The sequence below is a fragment of the Microbacterium sp. B35-30 genome, from assembly GCF_010634855.1.
Classification (GTDB): domain Bacteria; phylum Actinomycetota; class Actinomycetes; order Actinomycetales; family Microbacteriaceae; genus Microbacterium.
The window spans coordinates 48,344-64,134 of record NZ_MWLQ01000016.1 but is presented as its reverse complement, the minus strand read 5'-3'; the positions used below and the strand labels follow the sequence as shown (position 1 = coordinate 64,134).

13 protein-coding genes are annotated in these 15,791 nt (G+C 69.8%); 11 read left to right on the top strand and 2 right to left on the bottom strand.

Annotation, left to right across the window (positions count from 1 at the left end; all coding sequences use genetic code 11):
- Positions 1-166: 166 nt before the first annotated feature.
- The 3 genes from B2K11_RS08935 (at position 167) to B2K11_RS08925 (ending at position 4,762) form a co-directional block, all read left to right on the top strand.
- Positions 167-2,320: a DEAD/DEAH box helicase gene (locus B2K11_RS08935; RefSeq protein ID WP_163617929.1), complete on the top strand. Its 2,154-nt coding sequence runs from the start codon at positions 167-169 to the stop codon at positions 2,318-2,320.
- Between the two features lie 152 nt (positions 2,321-2,472).
- Positions 2,473-3,501, top strand: a complete 1,029-nt coding sequence (locus tag B2K11_RS08930; RefSeq protein ID WP_163617928.1) for an ATP-dependent 6-phosphofructokinase — start codon at positions 2,473-2,475, stop codon at positions 3,499-3,501.
- 310 nt (positions 3,502-3,811) lie between these two features.
- On the top strand, positions 3,812-4,762 hold the full coding sequence (locus tag B2K11_RS08925; protein ID WP_163617927.1) for a hypothetical protein: 951 nt from the start codon (positions 3,812-3,814) through the stop codon (positions 4,760-4,762).
- A 184-nt stretch (positions 4,763-4,946) separates the two neighbouring features.
- Here the strand turns inward: B2K11_RS08925 and B2K11_RS08920 are convergent, their stop codons facing one another.
- Positions 4,947-7,067: a S9 family peptidase gene (locus B2K11_RS08920; protein WP_163617967.1), complete on the bottom strand. Its 2,121-nt coding sequence runs from the start codon at positions 7,065-7,067 to the stop codon at positions 4,947-4,949.
- A gap of 204 nt (positions 7,068-7,271) precedes the next feature.
- Here B2K11_RS08920 and B2K11_RS08915 point away from each other — a divergent pair, with 204 nt between their 5' ends.
- The 5 genes from B2K11_RS08915 (at position 7,272) to B2K11_RS08895 (ending at position 12,196) form a co-directional block, all read left to right on the top strand.
- Positions 7,272-8,567 carry an inorganic phosphate transporter gene (locus B2K11_RS08915; protein WP_163617926.1) on the top strand — a complete coding sequence of 432 codons (1,296 nt, stop codon included), beginning with the start codon at positions 7,272-7,274 and terminating at the stop codon, positions 8,565-8,567.
- Complete coding sequence (locus tag B2K11_RS08910; protein WP_163617925.1) at positions 8,564-8,893, top strand: peptidase; 330 nt, start codon at positions 8,564-8,566, stop codon at positions 8,891-8,893. The genes B2K11_RS08915 and B2K11_RS08910 overlap by 4 nt, the downstream gene beginning before the upstream one ends.
- 132 nt (positions 8,894-9,025) lie before the next feature.
- Positions 9,026-9,937: a phosphodiesterase gene (locus tag B2K11_RS08905; protein WP_239525879.1), complete on the top strand. Its 912-nt coding sequence runs from the start codon at positions 9,026-9,028 to the stop codon at positions 9,935-9,937.
- Positions 9,938-10,086: 149 nt separating this feature from the next.
- Positions 10,087-11,568: an aspartate ammonia-lyase gene (locus B2K11_RS08900; RefSeq protein WP_163617923.1), complete on the top strand. Its 1,482-nt coding sequence runs from the start codon at positions 10,087-10,089 to the stop codon at positions 11,566-11,568.
- A 61-nt stretch (positions 11,569-11,629) separates the two neighbouring features.
- Complete coding sequence (locus tag B2K11_RS08895; RefSeq protein WP_163617922.1) at positions 11,630-12,196, top strand: DUF4190 domain-containing protein; 567 nt, start codon at positions 11,630-11,632, stop codon at positions 12,194-12,196.
- Positions 12,197-12,281: 85 nt separating this feature from the next.
- Here B2K11_RS08895 and B2K11_RS08890 read toward each other — a convergent pair whose 3' ends face one another.
- Positions 12,282-13,145 carry a fumarylacetoacetate hydrolase family protein gene (locus tag B2K11_RS08890; protein ID WP_163617921.1) on the bottom strand — a complete coding sequence of 288 codons (864 nt, stop codon included), beginning with the start codon at positions 13,143-13,145 and terminating at the stop codon, positions 12,282-12,284.
- Between the two features lie 85 nt (positions 13,146-13,230).
- Between B2K11_RS08890 and B2K11_RS08885 the strand changes: the two genes are divergently transcribed.
- The 3 genes from B2K11_RS08885 to B2K11_RS08875 all read left to right on the top strand — a co-directional run bounded on the left by B2K11_RS08885 (position 13,231) and on the right by B2K11_RS08875 (position 15,767).
- The gene (locus B2K11_RS08885; protein ID WP_163617920.1) at positions 13,231-14,457 is read left to right on the top strand and encodes a PrsW family intramembrane metalloprotease; all 1,227 of its coding nucleotides are present in this window, start codon (positions 13,231-13,233) and stop codon (positions 14,455-14,457) included.
- A 185-nt stretch (positions 14,458-14,642) separates the two neighbouring features.
- Positions 14,643-15,011, top strand: coding sequence for an FKBP-type peptidyl-prolyl cis-trans isomerase (locus tag B2K11_RS08880; protein WP_163617919.1), 369 nt, complete (start codon positions 14,643-14,645; stop codon positions 15,009-15,011).
- A 192-nt stretch (positions 15,012-15,203) separates the two neighbouring features.
- A complete protein-coding gene (locus B2K11_RS08875) occupies positions 15,204-15,767 on the top strand; it encodes a YceI family protein (RefSeq protein ID WP_163617918.1) in 564 nt (187 codons plus the stop codon).
- Positions 15,768-15,791 lie beyond the last annotated feature (24 nt).

Sequence of the window (15,791 nt, the reverse complement as noted above, 5' to 3'; positions counted from 1 at the left end):
CACCGACGACGTCGCAGCTCGCAGAAGCGAGTGCCCGCGACCGCCGGCGGCGAGTCCCCGATCCCGCGTTCGCGACGGCGTTAGCGCCGCCCGCGGGAGCACGCACAACCATCGGTGTCATCCGATCCTCGCCGGTCCCGAGCCGGCACTCACGCTCAGGAGGAGCATGCCGCCCACGGCAACCGCCCAGACGGCGCAGCGTCGCCGCAAGACCTCGTCCGCACGTCGCGACGACGAGGCCCCCATCATCCCGATCCTCGCCCGCAAGGTGCGCGAGGTCGAGGCCAAGGCCCAGCGCGGAAAGCTCGGGCCGACCAACCGCGTCAAGTTCCAGGTCATCGCGTTCCTGGTGCGCGAGGAGCGGGCCCGCGTGAAGGGCGACACCGAGCTGACGGATGCCACCCGCTCGGAGCTGCTGAAGCGGCTCGACGGCGTCGCGACCATCCTGGCGAAGACCGCCGCCCGCGACACCTCGCTCATCCAGCTGCTCGAGGTCGACCAGGCCACCTCACCGGTCGCGCGCCGCATGCGCCGGGACTGGCTGCTGGAGTCGGGCGCCGAGCTCGCCCCTGACGAGCTCATCATCACCGACGTCGCGCCCGTCTCGGCGCCGGTCGTCCCTGCGGCGCTCGTCGAGCGCCAGGTGGTGCCGCAGCAGGTGGTGGCGCGACGCGAGGCGAACCCCTTCCTCGCGCCCGACCTCTCGGCTCGACCCTCCAAAGAGACGCCGCGTCGGCGCCTGGACAGCTGGGAGCTCATGGGCCCGCTGTACAAGGCGTTCGAGACCGGTGCCGGCGGCGGCAGCGCCACCATGGATCTGCCGCCCGTCCCCGAATTCGACCGTCTGTCGCCCAGGGGCCTCGAGGTCATGCCGCACCAGTCGAGGTTCCTCGAGTCCGTGCGCGCCGGGCACCGCGCCTTCCTCCTCGCCGACGAACCGGGCCTCGGCAAGACGGCGGAGTCGGTGCTCGCGGCATCCGTCGCGAACGCGTACCCGCTCCTCGCGGTCGTCCCGAACGTCGTGAAGATGAACTGGGCGCGCGAGGTGGAGCGCTGGACGCCCCAGCGTCGCGCCACGGTGATCCAGGGCGACGGCGAAGACATCGACGCGTTCGCCGACGTGTTCATCGTCAACTACGAGATCCTCGACCGGCATCTGTCGTGGCTCAGCTCGATCGGGCTGAAGGGCATGGTCGTCGACGAGGCGCACTTCATTAAGAACCTCGGCTCGCAGCGGTCGCAGAACGTGCTCGCGCTGGCGACCCGCATCCGCGAGCAGGTGCGCGACCCGTTGCTGCTGGCCCTCACCGGTACGCCGCTCATCAACGACGTCGAGGACTTCGACGCGATCTGGCGGTTCCTCGGATGGACCAACGGCGAGAAGCCGGGCCCCGTGCTGATGGAGAAGCTCGACGAGACCGGTCTGACGCCGGCCGACAAGGCGTTCTATCCCGAGGCCCGCGATGCGGTCATCTCGATGGGCATTGTGCGGCGCAAGAAGAAGGATGTCGCGGCCGACCTTCCCGACAAGCTCATCGCCGATCTCCCCGTGGAGCTCGACGACGAGTTCGGCCGGTCGATCCGGCAGGCCGAGCGCGAGCTCGGCGAGCGGCTCGCCGCGAAGTACCGTCGCATCATCCAGGCGCGTGGCGACCGGGGCCTCGCTCCCGGCGAGGTGGACGAGGACATCGTCCGGCTGGTCGCGCACAACGAGCTGGAGGAGTCGAAGGCCGCCGGCACAGGCTCGGAGAACGTCTTCACGATGGTGCGCAAGATCGGCCAGGCCAAGGCCGTGCTCGCCGCGGACTACGCGGTGCAGCTGCAGCGCTCGGTCGGCAAGGTCGTGTTCTTCGCCAAGCACATCGACGTCATGGACGCCGCCGAGGCGCACTTCGCCGCAGCGGGACTCAAGACGGTATCGCTGCGCGGCGATCAGGCCACGGCGGCCCGCCAGCAGGCGATCGACGAGTTCAACAACGATCCCGCCGTCGGCATCGCGGTCTGCTCGCTGACCGCGGCCGGTGTCGGCGTGAACATGCAGGCGTCGTCGAACGTCGTGCTCGCCGAGCTGTCCTGGACGGCGGCCGAGCAGACGCAGGCGATCGACCGCGTGCACCGCATCGGCCAGGACGAGCCGGTCACCGCCTGGCGCATCATCGCGGCGCACACGATCGACACCAAGATCGCCGAGCTGATCGACTCGAAGCAGGGGCTCGCCGCGCGGGCCCTCGACGGCGAGGCCGTCGATCCGCAGTCGAGCGACTCGGTGCAGCTGTCGGCGCTCATGCATGTGCTGCGGCAGGCGCTCGGCGCCGCGTAAAGCGCGTATGGGGGAGGGCGGCGCGAATTCGCGCCGCCCTCCGTCGTCGGCGCGGGCTCGGGCGGTGCGTGTGGCAGGCCGGCGCGTCCGGCACTAATGTCGGGGGAGGCAGCGTCGCCGACTCTCTTCACCGGACAGCGAGGAACACAGCTATGAAGATCGGCATCCTGACGAGCGGCGGCGATTGCCCCGGGCTCAACGCGGTCATCCGCGGCGTCGTGCTCAAGGGGACGACGACCTACGACCTCGAGTTCGTCGGCATCCGCGACGGCTGGCGGGGTGTGGTCGACGGCGACTTCTTCCCGCTCACGCGGCACGAGGTGAAGGGGCTGTCGAAGGTCGGCGGCACCATCCTCGGCACCAGCCGCACCAACCCGTACGAGGGTCCGCGCGGCGGCGCCGAGAACATCGCGAAGACGATGTACGGCCACCGCATCGACGGCATCATCGCCATCGGCGGCGAGGGCACTCTGGCGGCCGCCAACCGCCTCGCGAACGACGGCATCAACGTGCTGGGCGTCCCGAAGACGATCGACAACGACCTGCGCGCGACGGACTACTCGTTCGGCTTCGACACCGCCGTCAACATCGCCACCGACGCGATGGACCGCCTGCGCACCACCGGCGACTCCCACCAGCGCTGCATGGTCGCCGAGGTCATGGGGCGCCACGTCGGCTGGATCGCCCTGCACGCCGGCATGGCCGCCGGCGCGCACGCCATCTGCATCCCCGAGGTGCCGATGTCGATCGGCGACATCTGCGCCCAGGTGACGAAGGCGCACGATCGCGGTCGCGCGCCGCTCGTCGTGGTCTCGGAGGGCTTCACGCTCACCGGCATGGACGAGGCGTTCAGCGACAAGGGCCTCGACGCCTTCAACCGTCCGCGTCTGGGCGGCATCAGCGAGGTCCTCGCGCCCGAGATCGAACGCATCACGGGCATCGAGACGCGCTCCACCGTGCTGGGCCACATCCAGCGCGGCGGCTCGCCCTCGGGTTTCGACCGCGTGCTGGCGACCCGCCTGGGCCTGCACGCCGCCGACGCCGTCGTCGACGGCGCCTGGGGTCAGATGGTCGCCATGCGCGGCACCGACATCGTGCGCGTGCCCTTCGCCGAGGCGCTGGGCGAGCTCAACACCGTCCCCCTCTACCGCTACGAAGAGGCCGCCGCGCTCTTCGGGTGACGTCTCCCGCGCCGGACGGGACGGTGAGCGGATGCCTCGCCCCGAGGCATCCGCTCACCTTCATCTCTTGATGTCCCGGTTTTGGCTCTTGATGTCCCGGTTTTTGGCCCCGATGTCCCGATTTCGTTCGTAGGCGGCAGGCTGAGGAATGGAAATCGGGACATGCTCGCTCGATCCGATGCCACGGGATGTTCGTGGTCGGCTCCGCAGGCTGCTCATCGCCTCCTCCCCGACGGCGCCTGGCGATCAGGTGCTCACAGATCGCCGATCAAGACCTATCCGTTCGGCGGTGCTGCGGGAAGGTGAACGGATGCCGCGCCGCTCGCCCCTGCCGTCAGAACTGCCCGCGCGATTCAGTGTGTCTACGGCCGTCGCGCTCGGCGTCGCTCCATCGAGGCTGAACCGCGGCGACCTGCGTCGGCCGTTCCACGGCGTCCGTGCACTGGGAGACACCCCTGAAGCGACGCTGCTGGCTTCCTGCCTCGACTATGCCCCGCGCCTCGCGGAATGGCAGTTCTTCAGTCATGAGACGGCGTTGAGCCTCATGGGCGCGCCGACTCCTGAGTGGCCCCACCGCCCCGCTGTGCACGTTTCCGCTCACCGACCCGCTCGGGAGCCACGGACCTCGGGGGTCACCGGCCATCGCCTGCAGCTGCGCGAGTCGGCGACGCTGATTCTTCCGAACGGGCTGCCGATCGAGCACCCGGTGCGAGCCTGGCGGCAAGCGGGCACGCTCTGGGGGCTCGACGATCTCGTCGCTGCGGCTGATTTCCTGATCAGCGACCGGGGGCGACGGCCGATCGCCGCCATCGAAGATCTCGTCGCCGAGGTCGAAACCCTAGGTGACATCCGCGGCGGCATTCTGCGGAGAGCGCTGGCCGAGTCTCGCGGGGGCGTGAGGTCCCCGCGTGAGACGCGCCTTCGCCTGCTGCTGGTCCGTGCTGGTCTTCCCGAGCCCGAGATCAACTGGACTCTGAGGACTCATCGCGGTGCTGCGGTCGCGGAGCTGGACCTTGCGTACCCCCGATGGCGCGTGGCACCGGAGTACGACGGACGGGTCCACGCCGAGGACGCGGAACAGTTCGCGAAGGATGCCGATCGCTGGGATCTCATCCGTGCTCTCGGGTGGGATCACGTTCGCGTCCTCAACCACCACATGCGCGGTGACGGCCGCTCAGCCGTTGCGAAGGTGCGTGACGCTCTCATCCGGGCAGGTTGGCGCCCCGGTCAGGGACGTCATGTCCCACTTTCGTTCGCCTAGCCGACGCTGTGCGGCAGAAAGTGGGACACGACGGCGTGGAAGTGGGACACGCTCACGCGTCGGCGAGGAACTGGGACACGATCAGGCCATCGGTGGCGCCTAGCCCGTCATGTCCCACTTTCGTTCGCCTAGCCGACGCTGTGCGGCAGAAAGTGGGACACGACGGCGTGGAAGTGGGACACGCTCACGCGTCGGCGACGCCCAGCACGTCCAGCAGCCAGGCGAGCTCGAAGGCGCGCTCGCGCCAGGCGTTGTAGCGTCCGCTGACGCCGCCGTGGCCGGCGACCATCTCGCACTTGAGCAGGGCGTCGGCGCCTACTTCGCGCAGGCGCGCCACCCACTTCGCGGGCTCGACGTACAGCACGCGGGTGTCGTTGAGCGACGTGACGGCGAGGATGCGCGGGTACGCGGCATCCGTCCGCACGTTCTCGTACGGCGAGTAGGACTTCATGTAGGCGTAGACGTCGGCGTTGTGCAGCGGGTCGCCCCACTCATCCCATTCGATGACGGTGAGCGGCAGCGACGGGTCGAGGATCGTGGTGAGCGCGTCGACGAACGGCACGTCGGCGAGGATGCCGGCGAAGAGCTCGGGCGCGAGGTTGGCGACGGCGCCCATCAGCAGCCCGCCCGCCGAGCCGCCCTCGGCGACGAGGCGATCGGGCGTCGTGTAGCCGTTGTCGATCAGGTGCAGGGCGCAGTCCACGAAGTCCGTGAAGGTGTTGCGCTTGCTGAGCAGCTTGCCGTCCTCGTACCACTGGCGACCCATCTCGCCGCCGCCCCGCACGTGGGCCACGGCGAACACGACGCCCCGGTCGAGCTCCGAGAGGCGGGCGACCGAGAAGCCGGGCTCGATCGAGTGCTCGTACGACCCGTAGCCGTACAGGTGCACCGGTCGCGGGGCGGCGCCGGCGTCGCCGAACGACCGCTTGTACACCAGCGAGATCGGAATCTGCGTGCCGTCCTGCGCGGTCGCCCAGACGCGTTCCTGGGCGTACTCCGACGGCTCGTAGCCGCCGAGCACGGGCTGGCGCTTGCGCAGGTGCAGCTCACCGGTCGCGACATCGAGGTCGTACACCGTGCCGGGCGTGACGAAGGAGCCGTAGCCCAGACGCAGCAGCGGGGGAGCCCACTCCGGGTTGCCGCCGGTGCCCACGGAGTACAGCGGCTCGTCGAACGCGATCTCGCTGACCTCGCTCGACGAGTATTCGAGCATGCCGAGTCGGGGGAGGCCGCCGCGGCGGTAGCCGACCACGCCCCAGTCTCGGAACGTCGACACGCCCAGCAGCCGCTCGCCCGGGCGGTGGGGGATCACGACCGCGCGCTCTCCGGACGGGTCGGATGCCGCCACCCGCACCAGTTCGAAGTCCAGGGCGCCGTCATTGTGGAGGATGAAGAGCACGTCCTCGCCGTCGACGACGGCGTGCTCGGAGTCGTACTCGACCCCTTCGGTGCGCGGCCACACGACGCGCGGCTCGCCGCGCAGGTCGTCGGCATCCAGCAGCCACTCCTCCGAGGTGATCGACGAGCCCAGCCCGATCACCAGGAAGCGGTCGCTGCGGGTGAAGCCCGCGCCCACCCAGAACTTCTCGTCGGGCTCGTGGAAGAGCTTCGCGTCGTCGGCGACCGCGGTGCCCAGCTCGTGCAGCCAGACGGTGTCGGGGCGCCACGCGTCGTCGACGGTCGTGTAGACGATGAAGCGGCCGTCGGGCGAGAAGGTGGCGCCGGCGAACGTGTCGGGGATCTCATCGGCCAGCTGCTCGCCGGTCGAGAGGTCGCGCACCCGCACCGTGTAGCGCTCGTCGCCGGCGACATCCACGCCGTAGAGCATCAGGGCGCCGTCGTTCGAGACCTCGAAGCTGCCGAGCGAGAAGAACTCGTGACCCTCCGCCTCGATGTTGCCGTCGAGCAGGATCTGCTCGCCAGGCACCTCGACATCGGGGGAGAGTTCGGGCGGCGTCCAGTCGTCGGGCGACGCGAGCGGCGCGCGGCACTGGATGCCGTACTGCTTGCCCTCGACAGTGCGGCCGTAGTACCACCAGTCGCCGCGGCGCGTCGGCACCGAGAGGTCCGTCTCGAGCGTCCGGCCCTTGATCTCGCCGAAGATTCGCTCGCGGAGTCCCTCCAGATGGGCCGTGCGCTGCTGCGTGTAGGAGTTCTCGGCCTCGAGGTGGGCGATGACGGCGGCGTCCTCCTTCTCACGGAACCACTCGTAGCGGTCTTCGACGTCGTCGCCGTGGTGCGAGCGCACGGTGATTCTGCTGTCGGCGACGGGAGGGACTTGGCCGGCGTCGAGCGGGGGACGGATGCCGGTGGCCGGGGTGGACGCGGCGGGTACGGAGTCGCTGAGAGTCACCGTTCCACGCTAGTCGCCTCCGAGTTGACCGTCAGGGTCGCCGATGTAGGATTCTTCCTGGCCGGTTGCCGGTTCCTGAATTCTTGGTGAACTCTTCGTTCGTCGCGCCGATCTCGTCGGCACCATCTCTCCACTCCTCCTCACCGAAAGCGAACGGTGGAAACCGCAACCCTCATCATCGTTCTGGTGATCGCGCTGGCGCTGTTCTTCGATTTCACGAACGGCTTCCACGACACGGCGAACGCGATGGCGACGCCGATCGCCACCGGCGCCCTCAAGCCCAAGACGGCTGTGCTCCTCGCTGCGGTGCTCAACCTCGTCGGTGCGTTCCTGTCCACCGAGGTGGCGCAGACCATCTCGGGCGGGATCATCAACGAGGAGCAGATCTCCCACGACATCTTCCCCGAGATCATCCTCGCCGGACTCATCGGCGCCATCACGTGGAACATGCTCACGTGGCTGCTGGGTCTTCCCTCGTCGTCGTCGCACGCGCTGTTCGGCGGGCTGATCGGCGCCACGATCGTCGGCGTCGGCTTCACGGCCGTGAACTTCGGCGTCGTCATGTCCAAGGTGATCCTCCCGGCGTTCATCGCCCCGGTCACGGCCGGGCTCATCGCCTTCACCGCGACGAAGCTCGCCTACGCGCTCACCCGGCGCTACGACAGCAAGCCCGACGGGCGCGACGGCTTCCGTTTCGGGCAGATCTTCACGTCATCCCTCGTCGCCCTGGCGCACGGCACGAACGACGCGCAGAAGACCATGGGCATCATCACGCTCCTCCTCATCACGGCCGGCCTGCAGTCCGCCTCGAACCCCGAGCCGCAGACCTGGGTGGTGTTCGCCTGCGCGATCACGATCGCCCTTGGCACCTACATGGGCGGCTGGCGCATCATCCGCACACTCGGCAAGGGGCTGACCGAGGTCAAGCCGGCGCAGGGCTTCGCGGCCGAGGCGTCGACGGCCTCGACGATCCTCGCCTCGAGCGCCCTCGGCTTCGCACTTTCGACCACCCAGGTCGCGTCGGGCTCGGTCATCGGATCCGGCCTCGGACGCCGGGGTTCCCAGGTGCGGTGGCGCACGGCGGGCCGCATCATGGTGGGCTGGGTCCTGACGCTCCCGGCTGCCGGCGCGGTCGGCGCCGTCGCGGCGCTCATCGTCGTGTGGCTCCCGGTCTGGGGCGTCATCATCGACGCGGTGCTCGCGGTCGTCATCATCCTCTTCCTCTTCCGGCGCTCCCGCCGCGACGAGGTCACGGCGTCGAATGCGATGAGCGAGGTCGCCGACTCCGGCCGCGCCGTCAAGGTCAAGCGCAACCCGCCGCCGACCCGCCGTCAGCGCGCGATCGCGCGTGAGGAGGCACGGCGCGTGGCGGCAGCTCAGACCGCGGCGAAGAAGGCAGCCAAGGCCGCGGAGCGATCTGCGAACGGCCCCAAGAACGGCGGCCCGCGATGACCATCCACTGGGACTCGTTCGTGCTCGTCTTCGTCGCCGCCTTCACCGCGGCGGTGCTCGTCGTCGCCTTCTACGCGCTGGGCCTGCGACTTCTCGTGCGTGCCGGCCGGGCGCCGGTCGTCGCCCCCGCCGAGTTCACCGACGCCATCACCGTGATCTCCGAGAAAGAGGCTCGGCGCGCCGAGAAGGCCGCAGCGAAGGCCGCCAAGCGCAGCCCGCTGACCGAGGGCCAGAAGCGCGTGGCGCTTGCGGCCGCTTATCTCTGCTTCGCGGTATGCGCGGCCGCCGTGCTCGGCGGGCTCCTGCTCATCGTCTTCAACCACTGAGGTCGTCCCACCCCAGTGAGGCCCGCTCCCGTGCGCCGCGTGAGGCCTGTCGGAGCGAGCGCTTAGGCTGAGGCCATGGCGTCCACGACCCCTGCCGGCGCAGCCGACGCGTCCCCCGGAGCATCCGGCCGGGTGAGCCCGGGCGTACCCATCCAGTTCGGTCAGCACCCGCCGGCACGGCGCACCCTGCTGCACGTGAGCGACACGCACCTGCTCGCCGGCAACGCGCTGCTCGGTGGCCGCTTCGACACGGCGGCGAATCTCACCCGGACGCTCGCCGCCGCCGAGGCCATCGGCATCCGTCCCGACGCGATCGTGTTCACCGGCGACCTGGCGGATCTCGGTGAGCCCGAGGCGTACACCGCGCTGCGCGCGGCGGTCGAACCGGTCGCGGAGCGGCTCGGAGCGCCCATCGTGTGGCTGGCGGGCAACCACGACGAGCGGCCGGCGATGCGCCGCGACCTGCTCGGGCTCGAGCCGACCCAGCAGCCCGTCACCGGTGTGTGGGACCTCGGCGGTCTCCGTCTGATCGGCCTCGACTCGACGGTGCCCGGCTGGCACCACGGCGATCTGGATTCCGCGCAGCTCGAGTGGCTGCGGGACGCGCTCGCGACCCCCGCCCCGCTCGGCACGATCGTCGCCCTGCATCACCCGCCGTTGCCGTCCCATGTGCCGCTGTTCGACATTCTGGAGCTCCGCGACCAGGGCCGCCTCGCCGAGGTGATCGCCGGCACAGACGTGCGCGCGATCCTCGCCGGCCACCTGCACTATTCGACCAGCGGCACCTTCGCAGGCGTCCCCGTGAGCGTCGCCGCCGCCACCTGCTACACGATGAACCTGGCGCGGGCCGCGGTCGACGTGAACGGCATGGACGCCGGCCAGTCCTTCCACCTCGTGCACGTGTACGACGACACGATCACCCACGCTGTCGTCCCGGTCGTCGATGCACCCACCGCTGACGTGTTCTCGGCGGAGTGGGTCGAGCGGATGTCGCGACTCACGCCCGAGCAGCGGCTCGAGGCCTTCTCGCGCAAGCCTCACTGAGCGCGCTCGAACACCATCGGCGGACCGCCCCCGTGTACGAGGCGACCCGTTTCGCTGTACGCCGCGTATAGGCGGGCGGGACCGCGTCGCGAGTAGTCTCGAAGCATCCCGGCACACCGCTGTGAACGACCCACGAGGACACCACACACATGTCACTGGACGCAATGACGCGCACCCGCATCGAGACCGATTCCCTCGGATCCCTGGAGATCCCCGCCGACGCGTACTGGGGCATCCACACAGCCCGTGCGCTGGAGAACTTCCCGATCTCGAAGAGGCCGATCTCGGTCTACCCCGACCTGGTGCGAGCGCTGGCGATGGTGAAGCAGGCCTCCGCCCGCGCCAACCGGGAGATCGGGGTTCTCGATCCGGCCAAGGCCGATCTGATCGGCCGCGCCGCGCAACTCGTGATCGAGGGGCAGTTCCACGACCAGTTCGTCGTCGGCGTGATTCAGGGCGGCGCCGGCACGTCGACGAACATGAACGCGAACGAGGTCATCACGAATGTCGCCCTCGAGCTCGCCGGGCGGCCGAAGGGCGACTACGCGTTCCTGTCGCCGATCGACGACACCAACCGGAGCCAGTCGACGAACGACGTCTACCCGACCGCGGTGAAGGTGGGGCTCGGCCTCGACCTCAAGACCCTGCTCGAAGAGCTGGATCTGCTGCGACGGGCCTTCCTGGCCAAGGCGGTCGAGTTCCATGACGTGCTCAAGGTCGGCCGGACGCAGCTGCAGGATGCCGTGCCGATGACCCTCGGCCAGGAGTTCCACGGCTTCGCGACCACGCTCGGTTACGACCACCAGCGCCTCACGGAGAACGCGTACCTGCTCTACGAGATCAACATGGGCGCGACGGCCATCGGAACGGGCATCACCACCGACCCGTCCTACGCCCCGGCGGTGCTGCGGCACCTGCGAGAGATCTCGGGCCTCGACCTCGCGACAGCGAACGACCTCGTCGAGGCGACGAGCGACACCGGTTCGTTCATGTCGTTCTCGGCGTCGCTGAAGCGCAACGCGATCAAGCTGTCGAAGATCTGCAACGACCTCCGGCTGCTCTCGTCCGGCCCGCAGGCGGGCTTCGGCGAGATCAACCTCCCGGCCCGCCAGGCAGGCTCGAGCATCATGCCCGGCAAGGTCAACCCGGTCATCCCCGAGGTCGTGAACCAGGTCGCGTTCGCCATCGCGGGCGCCGACCTGACCGTGACGATGGCCGTCGAGGGCGGCCAGCTGCAGCTCAACGCGTTCGAGCCTGTCATCGCGCACTCGATCTTCCAGTCGATCACGTGGCTGCGACAGTCGATCCTCACTCTGCGGGTCAACTGCGTCGAGGGCATCACCGCGAACCGCGAGCGGCTCGGAGCCATGGTGGGCAACAGCGTCGGTGTCATCACGGCGCTGACGCCGTTCATCGGCTACGCCGCCGCCGCAGCGCTCGCCAAGACCGCGCTGCTGACCGGGCACAGCGTCGCCGACCTCGTCGTCGAGGCGGGCCTGATGTCGCGCGACGAGGTCGCCAAGCAGCTGTCACCTGCGCGGCTGTCGGGGCTCGAGACGGTGACGGCCGCCATCCCGATCCAGCAGGCGCCGGAAGACGTCGTGGTCGAGCAGCGCGCCGAGTCTCGTTGAGCGGTTGCCGCGGGCGGCTCCCGATCGATAACGTCAGGGAGACTCGAACGAAAGGCGAGAAATGACCGATCCGCAGAACCCGGCCGCACCCGAGCCGCCTCAGCAGCCCGTGGGGGAGCCGACTGCGCCTCAGCCGCCCGCCGACGCGTACCCCGCGCCCGCCGAGCCCGAGTACGCCGCCCCCGCCGCTGGGTCGGAGTACGCGGCGCCGGCGGCGGCCGCCCAGCCCACGGACACGACACCTCCGCCCGCGTACGAGGCGGCCCCGCCCGCGTACCCCGCAGCGGCCCCCGCGTACCCGACCGCACCGCCGGCGGCGTACGGCGCACCGGCCGACGGCCCCGTCCCGGGCAAGACGCTCGGTATCGTCGCGTTCATCCTGTCGTTCTTCGTCTCGCTGGTCGGCCTCGTCCTCGGCATCGTGGCGCTCGTGCAGAGCCGCAAGGCCGGCGTCAAGAACGGCTGGGCGGTGGCGGCGATCATCGTCGGTGCCGTGCTGCTGGTGCTCAGCATCATCTTGACCATCGTCATCGTGTCGCTCGTGGTGGGCGGCCTCGCCGCGGCCTGTGCCGAACTCGGCCCGGGCGTCTGGGATCTGGAGAGCGGCGGCACCATCACCTGCAACTGACGTAGGCGACAGCAATCAGCTGAAACCGGCGACGAGGGGCGGGTCCGCATCGCGGATCCGCCCCTCGTCCGTGCGCCGGTCGGCCTCAGCCGAGGATGCGGCAGTGGGTCGTGAGGGCGCCGATGCCGTCGATCCCCACGGTCACCGTCGAGCGGTCGCGCAGGAACACCTGCGGATCCCGGGAGTAGCCGGCGCCGCCCGGGCTGCCGGTCGAGATGAGGGTGCCGGGCAGCAGCGTCGCCGACTTCGACAGATGCGAGATGAGAGCCGCGACCGGGCGCACCATCTGGCCGGTGGTGGCGTCCTGCAGCGTGGTGCCGTCGAGCACCGTCCAGATATGGAGGTCCTGCGGGTCGGGAACCTCGTCGGCCGTGACCACGAACGGGCCCGTGGGCGTGAAGCCGTCGAACGACTTGCAGCGCGACCACTGTGCTTCGGAGTACTGGATGTCGCGCGCGGTGATGTCGTTGACCACGGTGTACCCCCACACGTGGTCGAGGGCATCCTCCGGTGCGACGTCCTTCGCCGGCGTGCCGATGATGACGCCGAGTTCCGCCTCGTAGTCGACGGATTCGCTCAGCGAGCGCGGCCAGGTCGTCGTGTTGTCGTGCCCGGCGAGCGAGTTCGGCCACAGCACGAACACGGTCGGCGTGGAGTCGGTCTTCAGTCCCAGCTCACTGGAATGCGCCGCGTAGTTGAGCCCGATCGCGAGGATCACGGGCGGGGTGAGGACCGCCGATGCGAAGCGCATCGAGTCGAGCGGATGCCGCGGCCCCTGGCCCGCGGCATCCCTGACGCGTGCGAGCAGCGCGTCGCCGCCGGCGATCAGCTCCTCCAGCACGCGGGGGGCCCCGTCGAACAGCGTCTCGACGATGACAGCCTCGTCGCCTTCGATCAGTGCGAGCCTCGGCCCGCCCGACTCCGGTGGCACGACATGGGCGAAGCGCATCCCCCCAACCTAGCCGGAGGGCCGCGCGGGAGTGCCACGGCAGCGTGCGCGACGCGTGAGTCCTGTGCAGCCTTAGGCTGTGCGCATGACGCACGACCCCGGTGCCGCCAGGCCACGGCCCTCGCACACGCCGCCCGAGTTCGCGTCGGCGCTCGCGCAGCCCCGGCACGCCGCCGCGGCGCCGATCACGCCACCGGCGACCTCGCCCGCTCCCGTCCAGATCCCCACCGCCGCAGTACCGCGCGGGGGACGCACGGCGTCCATCTGGATCATCGGCGTCCTCGTGCTGATCCTGATCGGACTGGTCGGGTACTTCCTGAACGCCCTGGGTCCCGGTGCTTCGCTGATCGGGATGCTGCTGGCCCTGGTGCCGCTCGTCGGCGTGCTGTTCGCCGTGCGCATCGTCGACCGCTGGGAGCCCGAGCCGCGGGGACTGCTGGTGCTGGCGATCGCGTGGGGCGCCATCGCCGCCGTCGGCATCGCCCTGGGAGTCGACCTGCTCCTGTCGATGGTGTTCGGCCCCGCCACCGGCGCGCGTGAGGTGCTGCAGACCGTGGTGCAGGCGCCGGTCGTCGAGGAGTTCGCGAAGGGCCTGGGGGTGTTCCTCATCTTCGCGACCGCACGCCGGGCGTTCGACGGCCCGGTCGACGGCATCGTGTATGGCGCGCTGGTCGGCGCCGGCTTCGCGTTCACCGAGAACATCCAGTACTTCGCGGTGAGCTTCATCCAGGGGGGAGCCGCCGAGACGTCCATGACGTTCTTCCTGCGCGGCATCCTCTCGCCGTTCGCCCACGTCATGTTCACGAGTGTCACCGGCTTCGTCCTCGGCCTCGCCGCGCGGCGCGGGGTCTCGACAGGTCAGGCCATCGGACCGTGGCTCGTGGGGTTGGCCGGCGCGATCGCGCTGCACGCGTTCTGGAACGGCTCCGCGGTGTTCGGCGACTTCTTCGCGCTCTACCTCACGCTGCAGGTGCCGCTGTTCATCGGCTTCGTCCTGGGCATCGTCGCCCTGCGGCGTGAGGAGTCCCGGCTCACCCGGCGACGGCTGGGCGACTACGCCGCCGCGGGATGGTTCACCCCGCAGGAGGTCGACATGCTCGCCACGTCCGCCGGGCGCAAGGCGGCGCTGGCGTGGGCGCGCACGCTGCGGGGCGATCGCAGCGCGCTCATGAGGAGCTTCATCACCGACGCCACCGCGCTCGCCGCCACGCGCCAGCGCGCCATCACCGGCCGCGACCCGCACGCCGCAGCGGAGGAGCAGGATCTGCTGGCGAGGGCGGCGACGACACGCGCGGCGATGTTCGCGCCTTGACCGCAGAGGCACCTGGAACAAGACTCAGCGCTCGGTGCCGCGGCGATGCCTGCGTGTCTACCGAGCGCTGAGTTGGCCTGCGACCAGGATGCCGGGGGCCCGCGCGAGTGTCAAGAGAGCGCCGGTGGTTCCCCTGACGGCGAACTTCCTCGGCCTCCGGGAGCGCGGGATGGTTGGATGGTGTCATGACTGACGACCGCACCAAGCCCGAGATCGACGCACCTGCCGGCCCGGCGCCGGCAGATCTGGTCGTCCGCGACATCGTCGTGGGCGAAGGTGCCGAGGCGAAGCCCGGCGACACCGTGACCGTCCACTACGTGGGCGTCGAGTACGACACCGGCGACGAGTTCGACTCGTCGTGGAACCGCGGCGAGAGCATCCAGTTCCCGCTCCGCGGCCTGATCCAGGGATGGCAGGACGGCATCCCGGGCATGAAGGAGGGCGGTCGCCGCGAACTCGTCATCCCGCCCGACCTCGCCTACGGCCCCGCCGGCGGCCACTTCCTCGGCGGCAAGACGCTGATCTTCGTCATCGACCTCGTCAAGGTCGGCTGACCCCTCCACGTCGACGTTCACGGGGAGCGGATGCTGCGGCATCCGCTCCCTTCGTCATGTCCGGCGTCCGATCACCGGCCGCGGGGTGCGTGAGAAGTTTTTCATTCATGGGAATAGATCTCGACCTCTCGCGTTGTCGTCCATCAAGCCTCGCCGCGCCCCGCTGCGACCCATCCACCACGGAGGACGACCATGACCGACACCACCACGATCGACGTTCCCGGCTACAAGGCCGGCACCTGGGTGCTCGACCCCGCGCACAGCGAGGTCACGTTCAGCGTCCGCCACATGATGATCTCGAAGGTGCGCGGCACCTTCGGCATGAAGAGTGCCACCCTGATCGCCCCCGAGAACCCGCTCGACGCGCAGGTCGAGGCGAGCGTCGACGTGACCTCGGTCGACACCAAGGACGACGGTCGCGACAACCACCTCCGCTCCGGCGACTTCTTCGACGTCGAGAACCACCCGACCATGGAGTTCCGCTCGACCGGCGCGCGCATCGCTGACGGCGACTTCCTGGTCGACGGCGACCTCACCATCCGCGGCGTCACCAAGCCGGTGACCTTCGAGTTCGAGTTCGGCGGCTTCGGCACCGACCCGTGGGGCAACTACAAGGCTGGTGCGACCGCCAAGACCGTCGTGAACCGTGAGGACTTCGGCCTCACCTGGAACGCCGCGCTCGAGACCGGCGGCGTCCTGGTCGGCAAGGACGTCACCATCACGCTCGATCTGCAGGGCGCGCTCCAGCAGGACTGACACGCAACCCCCAGAGCGGATGCC

Excerpts from the sequence above, each read along its gene's own strand:
- B2K11_RS08885 (WP_163617920.1), top strand. The coding sequence starts at position 13,231 with ATGACGCACGACCCCGGTGCCGCCAGGCCACGGCCCTCGCACACGCCG.
- B2K11_RS08910 (WP_163617925.1), top strand. The coding sequence starts at position 8,564 with ATGACCATCCACTGGGACTCGTTCGTGCTCGTCTTCGTCGCCGCCTTC.
- B2K11_RS08875 (WP_163617918.1), top strand. The coding sequence starts at position 15,204 with ATGACCGACACCACCACGATCGACGTTCCCGGCTACAAGGCCGGCACC.
- B2K11_RS08925 (WP_163617927.1), top strand. The coding sequence starts at position 3,812 with ATGCCGCGCCGCTCGCCCCTGCCGTCAGAACTGCCCGCGCGATTCAGT.
- B2K11_RS08890 (WP_163617921.1), bottom strand. The coding sequence starts at position 13,145 with ATGCGCTTCGCCCATGTCGTGCCACCGGAGTCGGGCGGGCCGAGGCTC.
- B2K11_RS08900 (WP_163617923.1), top strand. The coding sequence starts at position 10,087 with ATGTCACTGGACGCAATGACGCGCACCCGCATCGAGACCGATTCCCTC.
- B2K11_RS08895 (WP_163617922.1), top strand. The coding sequence starts at position 11,630 with ATGACCGATCCGCAGAACCCGGCCGCACCCGAGCCGCCTCAGCAGCCC.
- B2K11_RS08935 (WP_163617929.1), top strand. The coding sequence starts at position 167 with ATGCCGCCCACGGCAACCGCCCAGACGGCGCAGCGTCGCCGCAAGACC.
- B2K11_RS08880 (WP_163617919.1), top strand. The coding sequence starts at position 14,643 with ATGACTGACGACCGCACCAAGCCCGAGATCGACGCACCTGCCGGCCCG.
- B2K11_RS08930 (WP_163617928.1), top strand. The coding sequence starts at position 2,473 with ATGAAGATCGGCATCCTGACGAGCGGCGGCGATTGCCCCGGGCTCAAC.